This window comes from Streptomyces griseoviridis, from assembly GCF_005222485.1.
GTDB classification, from domain to species: domain Bacteria; phylum Actinomycetota; class Actinomycetes; order Streptomycetales; family Streptomycetaceae; genus Streptomyces; species Streptomyces hintoniae.
This window is the reverse complement of the sequence record NZ_CP029078.1, coordinates 8575125-8595015: the sequence shown is the minus strand read 5'-3', so window position 1 is coordinate 8595015 and position 19891 is coordinate 8575125. Positions and strand designations below refer to the sequence as shown.

The window sequence follows — 19891 nt, the reverse complement described above, 5'->3', positions numbered from 1 at the left end:
CCGCCGACCGCACCCAGCAACTCCCCTTCCACTTCCCCCTCACCTCCCCGTCCCCTCCCCGACAGGAGTCAGGTCCCGATGATGCACACCGAGGCGTCGGCGGACGCGCTGCGGCAGGTCGGTGACGAACTCGCCGACGCCACCGTCGCCGCCCTCTTCGACCGCGGGGAGGTGGGGAAGTTCAACACGCTGATGCGGTACGTCTCCACCGTCGGCTCCCCGCTGCCCGACGGGCTGCCCGAGGTGGCCCGGGAGTATCTGGCCGCGACCAGTGCCCCGCCGTCCTGGGTGGACTGGTCGCAGATGGAGAAGGCGCGTCTGTTCTTCATCGACAACAACGTGCACATCTCCACCGCGCTGTCCTTCGCTGCCATGCCCGCCTGCTATCTCGTCCCGCCCGTGGCGAGGCTCCTGGCGGCGACGCACGGACTGAAGTACCCGTCCAAACGGATGGCGGAGACCGGCCAGTTCACGGTCTACCTGATGCAGCCCGGCGCGTTCGAGGCGGGCAGCAGGTTCATCCCGGCGGCGCAGAAGGTGCGGCTCCTGCACGCCTCGATCCGTCACCACCTGCGGCGCGAGAACCGCTGGGACGAGGCGGAGTCGGGGACCCCGATCTGCCAGGAGGACATGATCGGGGGGCAGATGTTCTTCTCGATGCTGGTCCTCGACAGTCTGCACCGGCTCGGCATCCACATGTCCACGGAGGGCGCCGACGCGTATCTGTACGCCTGGCGGGTGGTCGGCGCCATGCTCGGCGTCGACCAGGACGCCGTCCCGACGTCCCTCGACGAGGCCCGACACTTCCTGGACCTCTACATGACCCGGCACATGGGCCCGTCGCCCGAGGGCGCCCTGCTGACCCGCCAACTCATCGACCTGTACGAGGAGGTGGTGCCGGGCACGCTCCTCGATCCGGTCGTCGCCGCCCTCATCCGCTATCTGATCGGTGACCTCTGCGCCGACTGGCTCCAGGTGCCGCGCACCTCGTGGGACACCCTCGTCAAGGCCGCGCCCCGGCTGCTGGGCGTCCTGGAGACGATCGAGGACCGCTCGCCGCTCGGCGCCTGGGCCCTCGACCGGCTCGGTCACCTCACGACCGTCCTCGAACTGTCGTCGCTGACCCGGGGCCGGGTGATGCACTACGCCATCCCCGAGCACCTCAAGGACGACTACGGTGTCTCCACCGCCCCGCCGCGCAACCGGCGTTGGACACCACCGGCCGCCACCGTCTCCTGACGGCGCACCACCAGCGCCGCACCGAGCGGGATGCTCGGCGGCCGAACTCCGCCTTGAACGGCCGTACTTGTCTCTGGCACGATCGCACCTTCCGTCGCCCGCGTCCGCGCGCGGCGGCACCGAGGAGGTCGGGTCGGTTGCCCAGGCGTTGGCTGTTCCTGTCGGCGGCGTCGGCGCTCGTCGTCGTCTCCCTGGTGATCGTCCTGCTCCAGGGTGACGGCTTCGACCCGGGCAGCCGTGACGCCGGGTCCGTGGCCGGCGCCCGAGCGAGCGGCGCCTCCCCGACCGGGAGCACGCCGGGCTCGCCGTCCGCGTCGCCGACGGCCGCCGAGAGCCCCGGAGCGTCGGTGCACGCCCCGTCCCCGACGGTCTCGGCCACCCGGCCCGCGGAGCGCAGCACCCGTGCGGTGACCGCGAGCGCGCCCCTGGCCGGGCGGATCAAGCCGGGGGTGACCTACCGGGGCGTCGCCACCTTCTACGACGCCGACGGCGGCGGCGCCTGCATGTACGACCCGGGCGGCGATGTGCTGACCGGCGCGATGAACTCCGCCGACTACGAATCCGCCCGCGCCTGTGGCGCGTTCGTGCGCGTCGACGCGGGCGGCGGCTCCGTCACCGTACGGATCACCAACGAGTGTCCCGGCGACTGCGCGCCCGGCCAGATCGACCTGAGCGCGGAGGCGTTCGCCCGGCTGGCCGCGCCGTCGGCGGGCCGGGTGCCGATCTCCTGGACGCTGGTGAGCCCGAGCGACACCGGCACTGTCTCGGTGCGCTACAAGACCGGGTCGACGCGGTGGTGGTGCGGCATCCAGCTGATCGGCCACCGCAATCCCCTGGCCCGCCTGGAGGTGCGGACCGGTGGCGGGTGGCGGGCGCTGCCGCGCGCCGACTACAACTACTTCCTCGCGGAGGACGGCGGCGGCTGCGGCGGCTCGATCCGGGTCACCGACATCTACGGCGAGCGGCTCACGCTGGACGGGATCGCGGTACGCCCCGACACCGTGCAGCCGACCGGGGTCCAGTTCACCCGGCACTGAACGACCGCCGCACAGGCGAGTGTTCAGCGCCCCGGGGTGACCGGAGCCTGCCACAGGGCGACGATCACGTCGATCAGACCGTCCGCCGTCTCGCGCCAACTCGCGCGCGAGGTCGGGGTGTTGTCGGCGAGGGAGCGTTCGCGTTCGGCGGTCATCTGGGTGATGAGGTGACGGGTCATCGCGCCGCGCTCGGCGTGCACACCGGCCGGCAGGTCGGGCAGGCAGCGGTTGAGGTTCTCCTGGAGCAGCCGCATCGAGGGGGACGCGTCCATGAAGGCCTCGTTCATGTCGGCGCGCAGCGCCGGGTCGGACATGACCTGGGCCATGAAGCGGGCGTACCAGCTGGGGGTGCCGAGGTGCTCCAGGTGCTCGGTGACCGGCCGTACCGCGCAGGCCAGCCAGTCGCGCAGGTCGGCGGAGTCGCCGACCTGCGCCATCATGCGCTGTCTGCCGACCTCTATGCGTTCGGCGTGTCTGCGGGCCACGGCGCGCACCAGGTCGGTCTTGGTGCCGAAGTGGTAGCTGACCGCCGCGTTGTTGCCCTGACCCGCGGCGAGGCTGATCTGGCGGTTGGCGACGGCGTGCACGCCGTGCTCGGCGAACAGGCGCTCGGCCGCGTCGAGGAGCGCCTCGCGCGTCGCGCTGACCTGCTCGTCCCGTCTGGATCTCTGGGGCATCACGACCACCGCCTCGGGACAGGTCGTCTCAGCTCGGGGCGGCCCGTCCCCCAGGCCGCCGCGAGTTCTCGGCCGGGTCGGCGAGAGCGGACGACGGAAGCCTACGCACTCGCCGCCCGGCATGATCGCCGCGACCGCGGCGGGCCCGCGGATTCCGCCGAGGGCCGGGCCTGGCGCCGTCCGCCGTCCGCCTTCGCCTTGCGCCTCCCTCCTTCCGCCTTCCCGCCTCCCGCCGCCCACCTTCCGCCGCGCCCGCCTCCCGCCTTCCGCCTCCCGGGGTCAACGGCTTCCGGTCGCCGTCGCGTCGCCGACGGCCCGCAGCAGGTCGTCGACGTCGTCCTCGGTCGTCGCGAACGAGGTGACGAGGCGGACGACGCCCGGCTCCCAGCGGTCGTGGTAGAAGACGAAGCCGTCCGCGAGGAGCTTCTCGATCACCGGCTGCGGCAGCCGGCAGAAGAGGATGTTGGCGTCGGTCGTGCCGAGCGGTTCGACGCCGGGGACCGCGTTCAGGCCGTGCCGGAGCCTGGCGGCCATGGAGTTGGCGTGGGCGGCGTTGCGCAGCCAGAGTCCGTCGGTGAGGTAGGCGTCCAACTGGGCCGCGTGGAAGCGGTTCTTGGCGGCGATCTGGCCCGCGCGCTTGGCGCGGAAGGAGAGTTCGGGGGTGAGGGCGCGGTCGAAGACGACGATCGCGTCGGCGGTCATCGTGCCGTTCTTGGTGGCGCCGAAGGACAGCAGGTCGACGCCGGCCCGCCAGGTGAGGTCGGCGGGGGTGCGGCCGAGGGCGGCGACGGCTCCGGCGAACCGGGCGCCGTCCATGTGCAGGCGCAGCCCGGCGTCGCGGGTGATGGTGGCGAGGGTGCCGAGTTCGTCGGGGGTGAGGACGGCGCCGGTCTCGGTCGCCTGGGTGACGCTGACCACGGACGGTTCGACGCTGTGCACGTCACCGGTCTTGTGGCGGACGGCGGTGCGCAGCAGATCCGGGTCGATCTTCGCGTCCCTGCCGTCGAGCGGGACCAGTTTGGCGCCCGCGGTGTAGAACTCGGGCGCCCCGCACTCGTCGTTGTTGATGTGGCTGTCACGGTGGCACAGGACGCTGCCCCAGGGCGGGGTGAGGGCCGCCAGGCTGAGGACGTTGGCGGCGGTGCCGGTGGAGACGATCAGGACGTCGACGTCGGTCTCGAAGATCTCGCGGAGCCGGTCGCGGACGCGCCCGGTGACGGCGTCGGCGCCGTAGGGCAGGGCGGGTCCGGTGACGGCGCGGGCGACCGCGTCGGCTATCTCGGGTGAGGTGCCCGCGGTGTTGTCGCTGCTGAAGACGCGGGGCAGGGGGCGGGTGTCAGTCATGGGCCGGGTTCCTCGGGGTGGCGGTGGGCGCGGCCGGATCCGCCGCGTCGATGAGCTGGCGCAGGGCGCCGTGGTAGACGTCGTGGTCGGTCATCGCGGCCACGATCGCGTGCTGATGGCCGGTCAGGGCGGGGAAGTCGGCGGGGTCGAGGGCGGCGAGCGCGGCGCGGGTGGCGGCCCGGGTGGCGCGGGGGTCGCGGTGGTCGACGAAGCCGGCGCTGCCCAGGGTGAGCAGGTACATCCGCCGGTAGGCGGTGACGGCCCGCTCGGGTTCCAGGCCGGCGGCGAGGTTGGCGGCGATCTGGGGTTCGGCCAGGCGGGCGAGGAGGTGCGGGCCGAGCCAGGGGCGGGTGCCGCGCAGGGCGAGCAGGCCGGGGTGGGCGGTCAGCAGCCGGTACAGGGCGGTGAACCGGGTCTCGGTCGCGGTGGCCCAGTCGGTGCCGGGTGGCACGTCGGGCAGCCGGGCGGCCAGATGGTCGGTGCACAGGTCGAGCAGTCCGGCGAGGTCGGTGCAGCGGCGCTGGAGGGAGGCGAGGGAGATCTCCAGGCGGGCGGCCAGGGCGCGGAAGGTCAGCGCCTCGGGTCCGCCCTCGTCGACCAGGAGCAGGGCGGCCTCGGCGATGCGGTCCGGGGTGGCGCGGTCGAGCGATGCGGAGCGTCGAGGCATGCGGGTCATCGTACGGTACGACGTATCGGTGGCCGGATCACGGGGCAGGGCGCTGCCGGCCGGCGATCACGCCCGCCGTCGATCACATCAGGCCACACCCGCCCGCGCCCCCTTGCCGCCGTCCGTGCCGGAGCCTACGTTGAATAAACCCGTTGATTTAAATGACGGTCAGGTCCCCCACGCACGGAGAGGCCAGATGAGCCAGAACGACCCAGTCGTCCGTCTGCCGCTGCCCACCGAGAGCCCGTTGGAGCCGCCCGCCGAATGGGAGCGGCTGCGCGCCCGGTGCCCGGTGGCCACCATCGAGCTGCCGAGCGGTGACACCGGCGCCCTCCTGACCCGCTACGACCACGTCAAAGCGCTCCTGTCCGACACCCGCTTCTCCCGCCCGCTGCCCGGTGACGACAGCGCCCGCGTCGCCCCCGAGGACGGCGGCGGGGTGGCGACCCGCAACGACACCGCGCTCTCCATCGCCTTCAAGGGCGCCGAGCACCAGCGGTGGCGGCGGCACGTGGGCCGGTACTTCACCGCGAAACGGATGACGGCCCTGCGTCCCGGCATGACCAGGACCGCCGAGACGCTGATCGAGGCCATGGTGGCAGGGGGCGCGCCCGCCGATCTCAAGGCGGCGCTCGGGTTCCCGCTCCCGGTCTCGGTGATCTGCCAGTTGCTCGGCGCCCCCGTCGAGGACCGCGACCGCTTCTCCTACTGGTCCGACGCGTTCCTCAACATCGACCGCTACACCCGCAAGGAGACGGAGGCGGCGGAGGCCGAGTTCGCCGCCTACATGACCGAGCTGATCGCCGCGAAGCGGGCCGCGCCGGGCGAGGACCTGATCAGCACCCTGATCGAGGAGAGCCGCGCGGAGGGCGAGGGGCTGACCGACCCGGAGCTGCGCGACACCGGCATCTCGCTGCTGGTCGCCGGGCACGAGACGACGGCGAACATGATCGGCAAGATGATCGCCATGCTGCTCGCGGACCGCAGCCGCTGGGAGCGCCTGGTGGCCGATCCGTCGCTGGTGCGCACCGCCGTCGACGAGGTGCTGCGCGCCGACGCCAACCTGGGCGGCTTCGGCGTCCGGCGCTTCCTCACCGAGGACTTCGAGATCGACGGCACGGTGGTGCCGACCGGCACCACCGTCTTCTGCGGCCTCTCCGCCGCCAACCGCGACGAACGGGCCTTCGCCGACGCCGATGAGCTGGACCTCGGCCGCAGCCCCAACCCGCACCTCACCTTCGGCGCGGGACCCCACTCCTGCCTCGGCCAGGCGCTGGCCCGCACCGAGCTCCAGGTCGTCCTTGAGGTGCTGCTGCGCACCCTGCCGAGCCTCGAACTGGCCGTGCCGGTCACGGAGTTGAAGCCGCTGGCGGGGCTCGCCGTGGGCGGGCTGCGGGAGGTGCCGGTGCGATGGTGACCCGATCCGCGCGCCGCGGCGCGCCCGCCGGCGGGAGGCGACCGTGAAGGTGACCGTGGACGAGGACAAGTGCTGCGGCGCCGGAAGCTGCGTGCTGGCGGCGCCCGAGGTCTTCGACCAGCGCGACGAGGACGGCGTCGTCGTCCTGCTCGACGCGGAGCCCGCCGCCGGGCGGCAGCCGGCCGTCCGGGAAGCGGCCGCGATCTGCCCGGCGTCGGCGATCACCGTCCGCGAGTCCTGACCCCTCCGACCGACGCGCACCGCTCATCCCCGTACTGGGCACGGGGGTGAGCGGTGCGGTTCTTTTGAGCGGGAAGTCGGTCCGCATACCGTACGAGGAGATCATCACCTGCCCAGGAGTGACCATGCCCCGTCGTCTCCCGCCGACCCCCGACACCGTCTTCGAGGCCATCGATCCGCCGGGCAACGGCGAGCTGGTGGCGGCCGTGGTCGCGGTGACGCTCTCGGTCGAGGTGCTGGGCGTGCTGTCGGGGTCGGAGGTGTGGCTGCTGGGGCTGCTGGTGTTCCTGCCGGGTGCGGCGTCCGCGCTCTGCACGGTCCGGCAGACCACGTTCGTCGCCGGGTGGACCACCCTCGTGGTCACCGCGACCGTGCTGGCGCGGGCCGCGGGCGACCGGGCGCACTGGCTCGACCGGCTGCTGCTGGTGCTGCTGACGCTCGCCCTCGGCGCGACCTCCGTCTACGGCTGCGGGCGCCGGATCAGACGGGAGCACGAGATGGTGCGGCTGCGCTCCACCGCCGCCGCCATGCAGCGCCACATCCTCCACCCGCTGCCGATGGTCACCGACGACGTGCTGGTCAACGGCGTCTACGAACCCCTCCAGGAGGACCGTCTGGTCGGCGGTGACATCTACGACGTGGTCGCCTCGCCCTGGGGCACCCGCATCCTCATCGGGGACGTGCAGGGCAAGGGGCTCGCCGCCGTCGGCGCCGCGTTCGCGGTGATCGGCGCGTTCCGCGAGGCGGCGCACCGGGAGCCGACCCTCACCGCGCTGGCCGACGCGCTGGACGCGGCCGTCGTCCGGCACAACTCGTACGCCGAACACACCGGTGACGACGAGCGGTTCGTGACCGCGCTGGTGATCGGGGTCGACCGGGGCGCCGAGGCGCAGGCCGTCAACTGCGGGCATGTGCCGCCCCTGCTGCTGGACGGCGGCGTCGTCAGCACGCCGGAACTCGACTCGGGCGTCCCGCTGGGCCTGGCCGAACTCTCCGCCGAGCCGGTCACCGTCGGCTGGTTCGCCTTCCCCGAGGGGGCGACGCTGCTGCTGTCCACCGACGGCCTGACCGAGACCCGCGGCGTCGACGGCACGTTCTACCCGGTCGAGGAGCGGGTGGCCAAGCACCTCGGCCTCTCCCCCACCGAGCTGCCGAGCGCCCTGTACGACGACGCCCGCGCGTTCGCCGGGCGGGAGGGCCGGCACGACGACGTCGCCGTGCTGAGCGTCCGCAGATTCCCGCGCACCTGAGCACACCGTCCGGGATTGTGCCGGTGTGCCCAGGTCACGTACGGTCGGCACCGAGGGAGGTGGCCGGTGATCGACGATCTGGACCGCGGCATCATGCAGTCCCTCACCCGGGACGGGCGCACCCCGTACACCACGCTCGCCCGTGAGCTGGCGGTGTCGGAGGCGACCGTGCGGCAGCGGGTGGCGCGGCTGCAGGAGAGCGGCGCGCTGCGGATCGTCGCCCTGTGCAATCCGCTGACCCTGGGCCACCAGTCGGTGCGGCTGATGATCCGGGTGCGGGACCTCACCCCGCGCGCGGTCGCCAAGAGCCTCGCGGACATGCCGATGATCAACCATGTGGCGCTCTGCGCCGGCGGCCAGGACATCTTCCTGGAGGGCACCTGCCGGGACCAGCCGCAGCTCGTGCAGCTGCTCGACGAGATCCGGATGCTGCCGGGCGTCTCGCGGGTGCAGGTGCTGCTGCTGCTCGAACTGTTCAAGGACTACTCGTGGGACGGCCTCGACAGCGCGGTCGGGCAGGCCGTCACCGACCGCTGACCACCGGCCGCCCGCCACCGGCTACTGGGGCAGGATGCGCCGGCCGGGGTCGGCAGGCACCTCCCGGAACCCCGCCCACAGATAGCTGTCCTTGACGACGTCGAGGACGGTGAGCGCCTCGGCGTGCGCGACGCCGTTGACCCGGCGGACGCGCTCGGTGAGCAGCTCGGACAGGTGTCCGAGGTCACGGCAGCGGACGTCCAGGATCAGGTCGTAGGGGCCGACGCAGGACGCCACGTACCGGATCTCCGGCATCCGCGACAGCTCCCGGGCGACGAGCGCCACCGGGATGTGGTGGACGCGCACGGCGAGGTGCACCTCCATCTCGCCGAGCCGCACGGCGTCGGTCATCCCGACCACCTGGATCGCGCCCCGCCGCTTGAGCCGCTGGAAGCGGGCGCGCACGGATGCCTCCGAGAGGCCGATGGAGCGGCCGATCTCGCCGAAGGACTTCCGTCCGTCCACCCGCAGCTGGTCGATGATCTGCCGGTCCAGGTCGTCGATCACACCGGCACCTCCCTCTGTTCTCCCCACCATCTTCACCCCACGCCATGACACGGCCGTTGCGAGATGCGTGGAATTCGGTCCGCGTTTCCACTGGATTCGATTTCGACGGCTCTGTTCAGAGGGTCGGACCCGGGCGGAAGCTAAGGGCCACGGCGCGACCGGACGATCATCCGGACGTGCGCGAACGATCCCGAGAAAGGCCCCGCACATGCAGGCAGCACCATCGTCCGCCGACCGTAGGCAGCGGTGACCGTCACCGCGGCGCCGCCGGCACCCGTCTCCGGGCCGCCCGCGCCGCGCGCCGGCCGGGCACGGCACCGCGCGGTCACCTTCGCCCTGCTGGCCCCCGCGGGACTCACCGTCCTGGCGCTGGTGCTGGTGCCGCTGGTCCTGGTGGTGCGCAACAGCTTCGCGCTGCCGGACGCCTACGGCGGCATCAAGGGCGGCTTCACCCTCGCCAACTACACCGAGCTGTTCGACCCGGTGTATCTGAAGGTGTTCGGCTACAGCCTGGGCATGGCGGCCCTGAACACCGCCGTCTGCCTGCTGCTCGGGTACGTCGTCTCGTACTGGCTCGCGGGCCGGCCGCCGCGGCGTCAGGGGCTGCTGCTGCTCCTGATCATCGTGCCGTTCTGGACGGACTTCCTGGTGCGCACCTTCGCCTGGATCAACCTGCTCAGCCCCGGCGGCCCGGTCAACGGCCTCACCGACGCGCTGGGCGTCACCCACGGCCCCGCGCAGTGGATCCCCAGCCAGGGCGCCTCCTTCGTGGGCCTGGTCTACGCGTTCCTGCCGACGGCGATCTTCCCGATCTACGCGACGCTGCGCGGGGTGGACCCCTCCCTCGGTGAGGCGGCCCGTGACCTCGGCTGCGGCTGGTGGCGGGTGCACACCCGGGTGCTGCTGCCGCTGGTGCGGCCGGGGCTGCTGGCCGCCGCGCTGCTGACCTTCATCCCCACCCTCGGTGTGTTCGTGATCCCGGTGCTGCTCGGCGGCGGCAAGAACCAGCTGGTCGGGAACCTGATCGTCACGCTCTACACCGAGTTCCGCAACCAGCCGATGGGCGCGGCGGCCTCCGTCGTCCTGCTGGTGCTGATGATCGCGTCGGTGGCGGTGCTCGGCACCGCGGCCGGCCGGCTGAGGAGGAGGACGTCATGAGGGGACGTACCCGGCTTCCCGGGCGGCTGCCCGACACCGTCACCGCGTGGCTCGCCCGGGGTGTGATCGTCTTCCTCTACGTGCCGATCGTGGTCGTGGTGGTGCTGTCGTTCAACGACTCCGACGTCACCTACAAGTGGGCGGGGTTCAGCACCCGCTGGTACGGGGTGCTCGCCCAGGACACCGATCTGCTGGCCGCGCTGCGGGTGAGCGCCGAGGTCGGCCTGATCTCGGCGACGCTGGCCACCGCGGGCGGACTCTTCGCCGCGATGGGCATGGGCCGGCTCGGTCCGCGCGGCCGGGCCGTGTTCTCCGGCAGCCTGTTCCTGCCGCTGGTGATCCCCGAGATCGTGCTCGGTGTGGCGCTGCTGTCGGTGTTCGGCACCCTGAAGGCGAGCCTCGGCCTGACCACGCTGGTCCTCGGCCACCTGGTCGTGACGCTGCCGTACGCGGCGCTGATCGTGCTGGGCGCGCACCGGGCGCTCGACCCCGCGCTCGACGAGGCCGCCGCCGACCTGGGCTGCGGGGCCTGGCAGCGGTTCCGTCTGGTGACCGTGCCGCTGCTGAAGCAGGCGCTGCTCGCCTCCTGGCTGCTCTGCTTCACGATCTCCTTCGGCAACATCGTGATGTCCACCTTCACCAGCGGCGTGGGCACCACCACGCTGCCGCTGCGGGTGTACTCGCTCCTCAAGACCGGGCTGACGCCCGAGATCAACGCCCTGGGCACGCTGCTCGTGCTGTTCACCTTCGTGATCATCCTGGGCGCGGGGCTGCGGCAGATGCGCCGCGTCCTGATCGGTGACGGCACCGACTGACCCACCCGCCTTCCCCGCCCGTTCCGCACTCCCCGGTACGTCCCTGAAAGGCCTCGCCATGTCCCGTACCACCGTTTCGAGAACGCTTCTGGCCACCTCGGTCCTGACCGTGACCGCACTGCTCGCCACCGCCTGCGGCGGCTCAGGATCCACCACCGCGGCCACCTCCTCGGGCGGCGGCAAGAACCTGCACGTCTACGCCTGGGCCGGCGAGATCCCGGACACGGTGATCAAGGGGTTCGAGAAGGAGACCGGCATCAAGGTCACGGTCGACACGTTCGACAGCAACGAGACCATGACGGCCAAGCTCAGCACCGGCGCGTCCGGCTACGACCTGGTCGAGCCCAGCCAGTACACCGTGCAGCAGCTGATCGGGCAGCAGCTCATCCAGCCGCTCGACCACGCGAAGATCGAGGGCCTGGACAACCTGGCGGCGAAATTCCGCGACCCGTCGTACGACAAGGGCAACAAGTACAGCGTGCCGTGGATCTGGGGCACCACCGGGTTCGCCTACAACGACACCTGCATCAAGTCGGCGACGAGCTGGAAGACCCTGTTCGACAGCGCGCACAAGGGCAAGCTGTACATGCTCGACAACATGCTGGCCGCCTACATCGCGGGCCTCCAGGTCACCGGGCACCGCGCCACCAGCACGGACAAGGGCGAGATCGCCGAGGCGACCGCGGCCCTGGAGGAGCAGAAGAAGATCCTGGCCGGCTACAACTCCACGAACTACCCGCAGCTGCTGTCCAGCGGGCAGGCGTGCGCGGCCGAGGCGTGGAGCGGCACGGCGATGGCGAAGGTCGTGCAGTCCAACAAGAACGTCCACTACGTCATCCCGTCCGAGGGCGGCTCCATCTGGACCGACGGCCTCGCCGTCCCCAAGGGCGCCAAGAACGTGACGTCGGCGTACGCGTTCATCAACTACCTGCTCCGTCCCGAGGTCGCCGCGCAGGCCACCGACGACGGCTCGTCCGCCAGCGCCAACCAGGCGGCCCGCGAGCACATCAAGGACAAGGCCGCGCTGGACAACCCCGCGATCTACGCGCCGGACTCGGCCATCGCCAAGGCCGACTTCCTGCTCGACCCGGGCACCGCGATGCAGTACTTCCAGCAGGGCTGGACCAAGGTGAAGGCGTCTTGAGATGAGCACCGATCCCACGGCTCCGGCCGTCCGTCTCTCCGGTGTCGGCAAGGTCTTCGGCGGCCAGTACGCGGTGCGTGACGTCACCCTCGACATCCGGCAGAACGAGTTCTTCTCGATCCTCGGCCCGTCGGGCTGCGGCAAGACCACCCTGATGCGGATGATCACCGGCTTCGAGGAGCCGTCCGAGGGCACGGTCGAGCTGAGCGGGGTCCGGGCCACCGGGGTCCCGGCCCACAAGCGGGACCTGAACATGCTCTTCCAGAGCTACGCCCTCTTCCCGCACCTGAGCGTCGCCGACAACGTCGCCTTCGAGCTGAAGGTCCGCAAGCTGCGGCCCCGCTCGGAGATCAGGGACGCGGTGCGCGAGGCGCTGGCCCTGGTCAGGCTCGACGACTTCGGCGACCGGTCCGTCGCCCAGCTCTCCGGCGGCCAGCGGCAGCGGGTGGCCATCGCCCGCGCGCTGATCGCCCGGCCCTCGCTGCTGCTGCTCGACGAGCCGCTGGGTGCCCTGGACAAGAAGCTGCGCGCCGAGATGCAGCTGGAGCTGAAGAAGATCCAGCGCGAGGTCGGGGTGACGTTCGTGACGGTCACCCACGACCAGGAGGAAGCGCTGACCATGTCCGACCGGATCGCCGTCATGAACGGCGGCCGGGTCGTGCAGATCGACACCCCCGAGGGCGTCTACGAGCGGCCCGCCAGCCGGTTCGTCGCGTCCTTCATCGGCACCTCCAACTTCCTCACCGGGACGTCGGACGGCCGGGTCGTCGCCGTCGCGGGACTGGGGGCGCTGCCGGTCCCGCGGAGCGAGATCGTCGGCGCGGCCCATCTCGCGGTGCGCCCCGAGAACGTCGGCGTCTGCGGCCGGGAGGACCTGGTGCCCGCCGGGCACGCGGCCCTGCGCGGCACCCTCCAGCAGTCCGTGTACCTCGGCAGCGCCGTCCGGCACCACCTCGCCCTCGGCGACGGCACCACCTTCGTCGCCGAGACGTCCTCCGCCGACACTGCGGGTCTCACCGCGGGCGGCCCGGCCTGGGCCCACTGGCGCCCGGAGACCTCCCGGGTGCTCGCCGAGTGAGCGCCCCGCACCACCGGCGGGCGTCCGCCCCGACGCCCGCCGGGCACCCGCATCCCGCACCGAACAACCCCAGCAAGGAGATACGGCCGTGAAGGTCGCCGCTGCCCAGTACGCCCCCACCGCCGACATCGGCGCCAACCTCGCGGTCATCGCGTCCATGACCGCCGAGGCGGCGGCCGCGGGCGCCGAACTCGTCGTCTTCCCCGAGGAGGCGATGATCCCGGCCGAGGCGGCCGGGAAGCCCCTGCACGCCACCGCCGAGGCCAACTGGCCCGGATTCCTCACCGAGTTGTCCAGGCTCGCCGTCGCGCACGGCGTCGCCGTCATCGCCGGCGGCTACGAGCCGAGCGGCGACTCGCTGCCCTACAACACCATCGCGGCCGTCTCCGCCGACGGCGAACTCCTCGGCCGCTACCGCAAGATGCACCTCTACGACGCCTTCGACTACCGCGAGTCGAGCGAGGTGCAGCGCGGTGACGAGGGCCCGGTGGTGGTACGGATCGGCGAGTTCAACGTCGGCCTGGTCAACTGCTACGACCTGCGCTTCCCCGAGTTCACCAGGACCCTCGTCGAGATGGGCGCCGACCTGCTGTCGGTGTCGGCGGCCTGGGTGCGCGGCCCGCTCAAGGAGGACCACTGGACGACGCTGCTGCGCACCCGGGCGATCGAGAACACCTGCTGGGTGGTGGCGTCGTCGCTGACCACACCCGACTGCATCGGGATGAGCATGGCCGTCGACCCGCTGGGCGTGGTGCGGGCGGCGCTCGGCGAGGAGGAGCGGTCGCTGCTCGTCGTCGAGGCGGACAAGCAGCGCATCGACCGCGCCCGCACCATCCTTCCCGTGCTCCGCAACCGCCGCATCATCATCGGGCCGAGGTGACCTCCATGCCGCTGAACATCCATGACCTGACCGAAGTGCCGCCCCTCGACGAGGAGTTGGCCGAGCGGCTCGGCCGCGTGGACTTCCCCACCCTGGGCCACCACCTGGAGGAGGGGTTCTGCGACCCGGCGCTGCGCCGCCAGGCCGGCGGCGGAAAGCTGGTCGGCCGGGCCGTCACCGTCCGCATCACCCCGACCGACTCGACGCTCCTGCACCATCTGGCCGGACTCGTCGGCCCCGGTGACGTGGTGGTCGTCGACTGCGGCGGCGACCGCAGGCACGCGCCGCTCGGCGAGGTCGTCGTGCACGCCCTCGCCTCCCGGGGCGCGGCCGGCGCGATCGTCGACGGCGTCTGCACCGACATCGGCGCCCTGCGGGACGTCGGACTGCCGGTGTACGCGTACGGCACCTCGCTGCTCACCACCAAGCTGCACGGCATCGCCGACGGCTCCCTCAACGCGCCCGTCGTCTGCGGGGGCGTCCCGGTACGGGCCGGCGACCTCGTGCTCGGCGACGAGAACGGCCTGCTCATCGCCCCTGCCGCGCGGTTGGCCGCGGTCGTCGACGAGGCGCTGGCCGACGACGCCGAGGAGCCCGACCTCCTCGCCGAGCTGCACCGGGGCCATCCCCTGGGCACGCTCACCGGCGCCTCGCGCACCGTCGCGGGACTCCGCACCCCCTCCCCCACCAGCGCGTGAACCCGGGCCCGCCAGGGCCTGTCCGACAGGCCCTGGGGCCCCGCGCACCGAAACCCGCAAGGAAACACCCATGTTGCTCAAGGCAGCCATCAACGGCGGCCGGACCCGCGCCGAACACCCCGCGGTCCCGGTGACCCCGGCGCAGCTCGCCACCGACACCGCGGCCGTCGTCGCCGCCGGCGCCGACGTCGTCCACCTCCATGTCCGTACCCCCGACGGCGGGCAGACCATCGCGCCCGACGCGCTGGCCGAGGTGCTGCGCGCGGTGCGGTCGACGGCGCCGGGCGCGATCGTCGGGACGACCACGGGTCTGTGGACCTGCTCGGGCCCCGAGGAACGCTACGACCTGGTCAAGGCGTGGGAGGTGCTGCCGGACTTCGCGTCGGTCGCCTTCTGCGAGGAGGGCGCGGCGGAGACCGCGTCGCTGGTCGTCGCCCGCGGCATGACGCTGGAGAGCGCGGTGTGGAGCGTCGACGACGTCCCCGCCCTGCTGGCCTCGCCGACGCTCGCGGACAATGTGCGCGTCCTCATCGAGCCGATGGACGAGGACCCGGAGACGGCTGTGGCGCACGCCCGGGAGATGGCCGCGCTGATCCGGGCCGCCGGGGTCACCGCGCCGCTGCTGTACCACGGTGAGGGTGCCACCACCTGGCCGGTGCTGCGGGCCGCGCTGGCCGACGGCCATCAGACCAGGATCGGCTTCGAGGACGGCGTCGACCTCCCGGACGGCACCACGGCCCGGGACAACGCCGAACTGGTGCGGGCGGTGCGGGCGCTGGCCGCCCGGGGGTGACGGTCCGGCACGGCCGCGCGGGGGCGCGCGGCCGTGCCCGCCCCGGGATCCGACGGGCCCGCCGACGCGCTGTCCCGCCGCCCGGACGGCGTCGGTACAGTGCCGTTCCATCATGTCCCGTACCTGGAGCACCCGTGCCGAGAGCGGCGGCGACCGCGCCGCCGTCCGTGGAATCGTCCTCGCCGCGTTCCCGACGCCCGCCGAGGCCGACCTCGTCGACGCCCTGCGGGCCGACCCCGACGCCTGGATCGAAGGGCTCTCCGTCCTCTCCGTGGACGGGTCGGGGCGCCCGGCGGGACACGCGCTGCTGACCCGCTGCCGCATCGGTGCGGCCCCGGCCCTCTGTCTGGCGCCGTGCGCGGTGCTGCCCGAGCGGCAGCGCACCGGCGCCGGGTCCGCCGCGATCCGCGCCGCGCTGCGGGCCGCGGCCGGCCTCGGCGAGCATGCCGTCGTCGTGCTCGGACACCCCGCCTACTACCCGCGGTTCGGGTTCACCCGCGCCTCCGGGCACGGCATCGGGGTCGCTTTCGACGTGCCGGACGAGGCGCTGATGGTCCTCGGTCTCGACGCCGGCCGGCCGCTGCCCGGCGGGACGGTCAGCTACCCGGCGCCCTTCGGCCTCTGATCGACTGCCGCGCGGAGCACCGAGCCGCCCGCCGTCTCGCGCCCCCTCACCGAAAGGCCCGCCGCATGACCGCGAAAGAGTACGGAATCTTCCTCCCCATCGGCAACGGCGGCTGGATGCTGTCGAGTACGGCGCCGCACCCCGAGGCGACGTACGCCTGGAACCGGCGGGCCGCCGTGCACGCGGAGCGCGTCGGCCTCGACTTCGTCATGTCGATGGCGAAGTGGCGCGGCTTCGGCGGCAGCACCGACCACTGGGGCCGCTCGCTGGAGTCGATGACGATGATGGCGGCGCTGGCCGAGGCGACCAGCCGGGTCAGGATCTGGGCGACGCTGCATGCCAACGTCCACAACCCGGCCGTCGCCGCGAAGATGGTCGCCACCCTCCAGGACATCTCAGGCGGCCGGGCCGGCCTGAACATCGTCAACGGCTCCTACGCGGGCGAGTTCGAGCAGTTCGGGGAGTGGGACCCGGACCTCTGCCACGCGGACCGCTACCGGATGACGGAGCTGTGGACGGAGGCGGTCACCCGGCTGTGGACCGAGGACTCCGTCACCCTGCGCACCCCGTACTTCGACCTCGTGGACTGCGCGTCACGGCCGCGTCCCGCCGTCCGTCCGACGCTCATCAACGCGGGCCGCTCCGAGGACGCCAGGCGCTTCCAGGCGCGGTACGCGGACGGCGCGTTCCTGGCCGCCGACAGCCTCGACGAGATGCGGGAGCTGTCGGCTGACGTGCACCGGCGGGCACGGGCGGCCGGGCGGGTCTGCCGGACGTACTCGATGCTCACCGTCGTCCAGGACGAGACGGACGAGCTGGCCGAGGCGAAGGTGCGGGCGTGGGGTGCGGGCCTTGACCGGGAGGCGCTCGCGCTGATGCGGTCCACCTGGGGCATCCCGGCGGAGCAGGCCCGCGCGTGGGCCGAGGGCGCGGACGGGGAGGCCGCGTTCCAGACGCCGTACGTGGCCGGGTCCGCGCGGACGATCACCGACCACATCGAGTACATCGTGCGCGAGGCCGACCTGGACGGGCTCATGCTGATCTTCCCGGAGTACGACCGGGATCTGCTGCTGTTCGGTGAGACGGTCCTGCCCGAACTGCGGTCGCGGGACGCGGCGGCGGCCGGCTGACCGGGGCGCGGCGAGGGGCCGGTTGCCGGTCGGCCCGCCGGGGTGGGCGCGGGGCGCGGCGGCGATCGTTCAGTGCGCGTCCCGCAGGGGGATGCGGACGGTGACGCGCTTGCCGACCGGCTCCGTCGACACCCGGTAGGACTCCACGAGGGCCGTCACGATCTCCAGACCGTGGCGGCCGAGGCGTTCCGGGTCGGCGCTGTGCACGACGGGCAGGTGCGGGCCCGAGTCCCAGATCGCGATCTCCAGGGTGTCGCCGACGATCCGCAGGTCCATCAGCACCGGGCCCGGCGCGTACTTGCGGGCGTTGGTGACCAGCTCGCTCACCACCAGCTGCGTCACGTCCACCGCCCGCACCGACACCGGCACCCCGTGTCCCGAGCGGGCCCTGCCCAGGAACGCGGTCGCCGTGCGGCGCGCCTCGGCTATGCAGCCGCCGTCGCCCTCGAAAGCCGCCATCGCCTGTATATACGTCTGCTCGGAGCCCGGGGCACTCCCGTTGTGGTCCGGACACTTCGCGTCCATACGTCTCGCCTTCACCGCGGTCACGCACAGACTTCTACCCGCTTGTGCCGTCCCATGCCGCCCGTGACCGGATTGGGTGCGGATTGGGTGCGCGGAGACCGAATCAGCGGTGCGGACGGGGCAGCCGGACCACCTGGACGAAGAAGTCGTCGATCTGGCGGACCGCCGCGATGAACTGGTCGAGGTCGACCGGCTTGGTGACGTACGCGTTGGCGTGGAGCTTGTAGCTGCGCAGGATGTCCTCCTCCGCGGCGGAGGTGGTGAGCACCACGACGGGGATGTGGGCGAGGTCGGGGTCGGACTTGATCTGCTCCAGCACCTGGCGGCCGTCGTACTTGGGCAGGTTCAGGTCGAGCAGGATCAGATCGGGGCGCGGGGCGCCGGGGTGCGCGCCGCGGCGGTAGAGGAAGTCGAGGGCCTCCTCGCCGTCGCGCACCACGTGCAGCGTGTTGCCGATCTTGTTGTCCTCGAACGCCTCGCGCGTCATCAGCTCGTCGCCCGGGTCGTCCTCGACGAGCAGGACGTCGATGGGGGTGGCGGCGGGAACGGTCATGTCAGTGCCTCTTCCTCGGAAAGCTCGGTGTCGTGCGCGGCGGCCTCGGGCGCCTCGGGGGCCTCCGGCGCCTCTGGGGCCTCGGGGGCGACCGGCAGCGTGAGGCGCAGCCGGGTGCCCTCCTCGGGTGCCTGGTCGACCCAGATCCGGCCGCCGTGGTTCTCGACGATCTTCTTGCAGAGGGCGAGCCCGATGCCGGTGCCGCCGTAGCTGTCCCTGCTGTGCAGCCGCTGGAAGATCACGAAGACCTTCTCGGTGAACTCGGCGGGGATGCCGATGCCGTTGTCCGTGACGCCGAACAGCCACTCGCCGGGGTGCTCGGGGTCCTCCTCGCAGGTGACGCGGACGTGCGGGGTGCGGTCGGGATGGCGGAACTTGACGGCGTTGCCGACGAGGTTCTGCCAGAGCATGGCCAGCAGCATGGGGTCGCCGACGACCTGCGGCAGCTTCTCCGGGCGTTCGACGACGGCGCCGGTCTCGGCGATCGCCGTCTCCACGTTGGCGAGCGCCCGGTCGAGGGCCTGGTCGAGTTCGACGGGCATCCGGGCGTCGTTGACCCGGCCGACCCGGGAGAAGGTGAGCAGGTCGTTGATGAGCACCTGCATGCGTTTGGCGCCGTCAACGGCGAAGTCGATGTACTGGCGGCCGCGGTCGTCCAGCTTCTCGCCGTACCGTTTCTCCAGGAGCTGGCAGAACGAGGCGACCTTGCGCAGCGGCTCCTGGAGGTCGTGCGAGGCGACGTACGCGAACTGCTCAAGCTCGGCGTTTGACCTGCGCAGTTCGACCGCCTGGGCGTCGAGGTCGGCGGCCTGCTTGAGGAGGACCTCCTGCTGGGCGCGGGACGCCTCCAGCTCCGCGACGATCTGCTGGCGCATGTACTCGACGTCCTGGGCGACCGCGGTCAGGTCCCTGGGGCCCGTGACGGTGATGACGTGTCCGAAGTCACCGCCCGCGACCTTCCTCGAGGAGTCCCGCAGGGCGTCGAGCGGGCGGGCCACCAGCACCCGGATCAGCACGGTCAGCACCAGCGCGGTCAGCAGGAACGTCACGACCAGCGCGCCCAGGATGTAGGTGCGCACGGCCCGCTCGTGCTCGACGCGCTGCTTGCCCTCGTGGACGGCGCGGGCCAGGTCGGTGTTCTGGGTGGCCCAGCGGGTGCGCAGTCCGTCGAAGGCCTCCCTGCTGCGCTCGGCGGTCGCCTTGTCGATGCGCTGCGGATCTCCGACGGTGACCCCGGCGACCAGCGGTTCGGCGAAGGTGCGGCGCCACTCGGCGGCCTGCTTCTCGACGGCCTCCAGGTCGGCCAGCAGCCTGGGCTGGTCGCCGATGAGGTCGCGCAGCCGGTCGGCGGCGCGCTGCTCGTCCTTCAGGCCCTCGGTGTAGGGGGTGAGGAACTGCCGGTCGGCGGCTATCGCGTAGCCGCGCACCCCGGTCTCCTGGTTGACCAGGCTCGCCTGGAGGCGGGCCGCCTCGGTGCGGGCCGGCAGCACCCGGGAGGTGAGCCGGTCGGTGGCCTCGGCGGTCTGCGCGAGGAGGTTGGCGCCGATCACGCTGCCGCCGATCACCAGCAGCATCAT

Annotated in this window: 22 protein-coding genes; 15 read left to right on the top strand and 7 right to left on the bottom strand. The window is 72.3% G+C overall.

Going from position 1 to position 19891, the window contains the following annotated elements; genetic code table 11:
• Window positions 1–78 precede the first annotated feature (78 nt).
• Together DDJ31_RS37120 and DDJ31_RS37115 are read left to right on the top strand one after the other, a co-directional pair.
• Window positions 79–1239, top strand: a complete 1161-nt coding sequence (locus tag DDJ31_RS37120; RefSeq protein WP_127176035.1) for an oxygenase MpaB family protein — start codon at window positions 79–81, stop codon at window positions 1237–1239.
• A 137-nt stretch (window positions 1240–1376) separates the two neighbouring features.
• On the top strand, window positions 1377–2276 hold the full coding sequence (locus DDJ31_RS37115) for an expansin EXLX1 family cellulose-binding protein (protein ID WP_127176036.1): 900 nt from the start codon (window positions 1377–1379) through the stop codon (window positions 2274–2276).
• Window positions 2277–2299: 23 nt separating this feature from the next.
• On the opposite strand, the gene DDJ31_RS37110 is transcribed toward DDJ31_RS37115, so the two are convergent.
• The 3 genes from DDJ31_RS37110 to DDJ31_RS37100 all read right to left on the bottom strand — a co-directional run bounded on the left by DDJ31_RS37110 (window position 2300) and on the right by DDJ31_RS37100 (window position 4964).
• Complete coding sequence (locus DDJ31_RS37110; RefSeq protein WP_127176037.1) at window positions 2300–2953, bottom strand: TetR/AcrR family transcriptional regulator; 654 nt, start codon at window positions 2951–2953, stop codon at window positions 2300–2302.
• Window positions 2954–3232: 279 nt separating this feature from the next.
• Window positions 3233–4297: a threonine aldolase family protein gene (locus DDJ31_RS37105; RefSeq protein WP_127176038.1), complete on the bottom strand. Its 1065-nt coding sequence runs from the start codon at window positions 4295–4297 to the stop codon at window positions 3233–3235.
• A complete protein-coding gene (locus tag DDJ31_RS37100) occupies window positions 4290–4964 on the bottom strand; it encodes a TetR/AcrR family transcriptional regulator (protein ID WP_127176039.1) in 675 nt (224 codons plus the stop codon). The genes DDJ31_RS37105 and DDJ31_RS37100 overlap by 8 nt, the downstream gene beginning before the upstream one ends.
• 196 nt (window positions 4965–5160) lie before the next feature.
• On the opposite strand from DDJ31_RS37100, the gene DDJ31_RS37095 reads away from it, so the two are divergent.
• The 4 genes from DDJ31_RS37095 (at window position 5161) to DDJ31_RS37080 (ending at window position 8408) form a co-directional block, all read left to right on the top strand.
• A complete protein-coding gene (locus tag DDJ31_RS37095; RefSeq protein WP_127176040.1) occupies window positions 5161–6381 on the top strand; it encodes a cytochrome P450 in 1221 nt (406 codons plus the stop codon).
• A 43-nt stretch (window positions 6382–6424) separates the two neighbouring features.
• Complete coding sequence (locus DDJ31_RS37090) at window positions 6425–6622, top strand: ferredoxin (RefSeq protein WP_127176041.1); 198 nt, start codon at window positions 6425–6427, stop codon at window positions 6620–6622.
• 124 nt (window positions 6623–6746) lie between these two features.
• Window positions 6747–7871 carry a PP2C family protein-serine/threonine phosphatase gene (locus tag DDJ31_RS37085; RefSeq protein ID WP_127176042.1) on the top strand — a complete coding sequence of 375 codons (1125 nt, stop codon included), beginning with the start codon at window positions 6747–6749 and terminating at the stop codon, window positions 7869–7871.
• Between the two features lie 66 nt (window positions 7872–7937).
• Window positions 7938–8408 (top strand): Lrp/AsnC family transcriptional regulator, encoded by a 471-nt coding sequence (locus DDJ31_RS37080; RefSeq protein ID WP_127176043.1) that lies wholly within the window; start codon window positions 7938–7940, stop codon window positions 8406–8408.
• Between the two features lie 21 nt (window positions 8409–8429).
• On the opposite strand, the gene DDJ31_RS37075 is transcribed toward DDJ31_RS37080, so the two are convergent.
• On the bottom strand, window positions 8430–8915 hold the full coding sequence (locus tag DDJ31_RS37075; protein WP_171480951.1) for an Lrp/AsnC family transcriptional regulator: 486 nt from the start codon (window positions 8913–8915) through the stop codon (window positions 8430–8432).
• 246 nt (window positions 8916–9161) lie between these two features.
• On the opposite strand from DDJ31_RS37075, the gene DDJ31_RS37070 reads away from it, so the two are divergent.
• The 9 genes from DDJ31_RS37070 to DDJ31_RS37030 all read left to right on the top strand — a co-directional run bounded on the left by DDJ31_RS37070 (window position 9162) and on the right by DDJ31_RS37030 (window position 17236).
• Window positions 9162–10073: an ABC transporter permease gene (locus tag DDJ31_RS37070; protein ID WP_127176045.1), complete on the top strand. Its 912-nt coding sequence runs from the start codon at window positions 9162–9164 to the stop codon at window positions 10071–10073.
• A complete protein-coding gene (locus DDJ31_RS37065; RefSeq protein ID WP_127176046.1) occupies window positions 10070–10888 on the top strand; it encodes an ABC transporter permease in 819 nt (272 codons plus the stop codon). The genes DDJ31_RS37070 and DDJ31_RS37065 overlap by 4 nt, the downstream gene beginning before the upstream one ends.
• 58 nt (window positions 10889–10946) lie before the next feature.
• On the top strand, window positions 10947–12032 hold the full coding sequence (locus DDJ31_RS37060) for an ABC transporter substrate-binding protein (RefSeq protein WP_127176047.1): 1086 nt from the start codon (window positions 10947–10949) through the stop codon (window positions 12030–12032).
• Window position 12033: 1 nt separating this feature from the next.
• The gene (locus DDJ31_RS37055) at window positions 12034–13110 is read left to right on the top strand and encodes an ABC transporter ATP-binding protein (RefSeq protein ID WP_127176048.1); all 1077 of its coding nucleotides are present in this window, start codon (window positions 12034–12036) and stop codon (window positions 13108–13110) included.
• Window positions 13111–13198: 88 nt separating this feature from the next.
• Complete coding sequence (locus DDJ31_RS37050; RefSeq protein ID WP_127176049.1) at window positions 13199–13990, top strand: carbon-nitrogen hydrolase family protein; 792 nt, start codon at window positions 13199–13201, stop codon at window positions 13988–13990.
• A gap of 5 nt (window positions 13991–13995) precedes the next feature.
• A complete protein-coding gene (locus tag DDJ31_RS37045) occupies window positions 13996–14688 on the top strand; it encodes an RraA family protein (RefSeq protein WP_127176050.1) in 693 nt (230 codons plus the stop codon).
• A 70-nt stretch (window positions 14689–14758) separates the two neighbouring features.
• A complete protein-coding gene (locus DDJ31_RS37040) occupies window positions 14759–15481 on the top strand; it encodes a 3-keto-5-aminohexanoate cleavage protein (protein ID WP_127176051.1) in 723 nt (240 codons plus the stop codon).
• Between the two features lie 112 nt (window positions 15482–15593).
• The gene (locus DDJ31_RS37035; RefSeq protein WP_127176052.1) at window positions 15594–16106 is read left to right on the top strand and encodes a GNAT family N-acetyltransferase; all 513 of its coding nucleotides are present in this window, start codon (window positions 15594–15596) and stop codon (window positions 16104–16106) included.
• Between the two features lie 65 nt (window positions 16107–16171).
• A complete protein-coding gene (locus DDJ31_RS37030; protein WP_127176053.1) occupies window positions 16172–17236 on the top strand; it encodes an LLM class flavin-dependent oxidoreductase in 1065 nt (354 codons plus the stop codon).
• Between the two features lie 69 nt (window positions 17237–17305).
• Here the strand turns inward: DDJ31_RS37030 and DDJ31_RS37025 are convergent, their stop codons facing one another.
• The 3 genes from DDJ31_RS37025 to DDJ31_RS37015 form a co-directional block, all read right to left on the bottom strand.
• Window positions 17306–17695: an ATP-binding protein gene (locus DDJ31_RS37025; protein ID WP_253302961.1), complete on the bottom strand. Its 390-nt coding sequence runs from the start codon at window positions 17693–17695 to the stop codon at window positions 17306–17308.
• Window positions 17696–17864: 169 nt separating this feature from the next.
• Window positions 17865–18314, bottom strand: coding sequence for a response regulator (locus DDJ31_RS37020; RefSeq protein ID WP_127176054.1), 450 nt, complete (start codon window positions 18312–18314; stop codon window positions 17865–17867).
• Window positions 18311–19891, bottom strand: a complete 1581-nt coding sequence (locus tag DDJ31_RS37015; RefSeq protein WP_240678361.1) for a sensor histidine kinase — start codon at window positions 19889–19891, stop codon at window positions 18311–18313. The genes DDJ31_RS37020 and DDJ31_RS37015 overlap by 4 nt, the downstream gene beginning before the upstream one ends.

Bases quoted from the DNA above. Each gene is read 5' to 3' on its own strand.
- DDJ31_RS37040 (WP_127176051.1), top strand. From the start codon at position 14,759: ATGTTGCTCAAGGCAGCCATCAACGGCGGCCGGACCCGCGCCGAACAC.
- DDJ31_RS37045 (WP_127176050.1), top strand. From the start codon at position 13,996: ATGCCGCTGAACATCCATGACCTGACCGAAGTGCCGCCCCTCGACGAG.
- DDJ31_RS37085 (WP_127176042.1), top strand. From the start codon at position 6,747: ATGCCCCGTCGTCTCCCGCCGACCCCCGACACCGTCTTCGAGGCCATC.
- DDJ31_RS37035 (WP_127176052.1), top strand. From the start codon at position 15,594: ATGTCCCGTACCTGGAGCACCCGTGCCGAGAGCGGCGGCGACCGCGCC.
- DDJ31_RS37030 (WP_127176053.1), top strand. From the start codon at position 16,172: ATGACCGCGAAAGAGTACGGAATCTTCCTCCCCATCGGCAACGGCGGC.
- DDJ31_RS37100 (WP_127176039.1), bottom strand. From the start codon at position 4,964: ATGCCTCGACGCTCCGCATCGCTCGACCGCGCCACCCCGGACCGCATC.
- DDJ31_RS37110 (WP_127176037.1), bottom strand. From the start codon at position 2,953: ATGCCCCAGAGATCCAGACGGGACGAGCAGGTCAGCGCGACGCGCGAG.
- DDJ31_RS37055 (WP_127176048.1), top strand. From the start codon at position 12,034: ATGAGCACCGATCCCACGGCTCCGGCCGTCCGTCTCTCCGGTGTCGGC.
- DDJ31_RS37065 (WP_127176046.1), top strand. From the start codon at position 10,070: ATGAGGGGACGTACCCGGCTTCCCGGGCGGCTGCCCGACACCGTCACC.
- DDJ31_RS37060 (WP_127176047.1), top strand. From the start codon at position 10,947: ATGTCCCGTACCACCGTTTCGAGAACGCTTCTGGCCACCTCGGTCCTG.
- DDJ31_RS37020 (WP_127176054.1), bottom strand. From the start codon at position 18,314: ATGACCGTTCCCGCCGCCACCCCCATCGACGTCCTGCTCGTCGAGGAC.
- DDJ31_RS37095 (WP_127176040.1), top strand. From the start codon at position 5,161: ATGAGCCAGAACGACCCAGTCGTCCGTCTGCCGCTGCCCACCGAGAGC.
- DDJ31_RS37025 (WP_253302961.1), bottom strand. From the start codon at position 17,695: ATGGCGGCTTTCGAGGGCGACGGCGGCTGCATAGCCGAGGCGCGCCGC.
- DDJ31_RS37105 (WP_127176038.1), bottom strand. From the start codon at position 4,297: ATGACTGACACCCGCCCCCTGCCCCGCGTCTTCAGCAGCGACAACACC.
- DDJ31_RS37015 (WP_240678361.1), bottom strand. From the start codon at position 19,891: ATGATGCTGCTGGTGATCGGCGGCAGCGTGATCGGCGCCAACCTCCTC.
- DDJ31_RS37120 (WP_127176035.1), top strand. From the start codon at position 79: ATGATGCACACCGAGGCGTCGGCGGACGCGCTGCGGCAGGTCGGTGAC.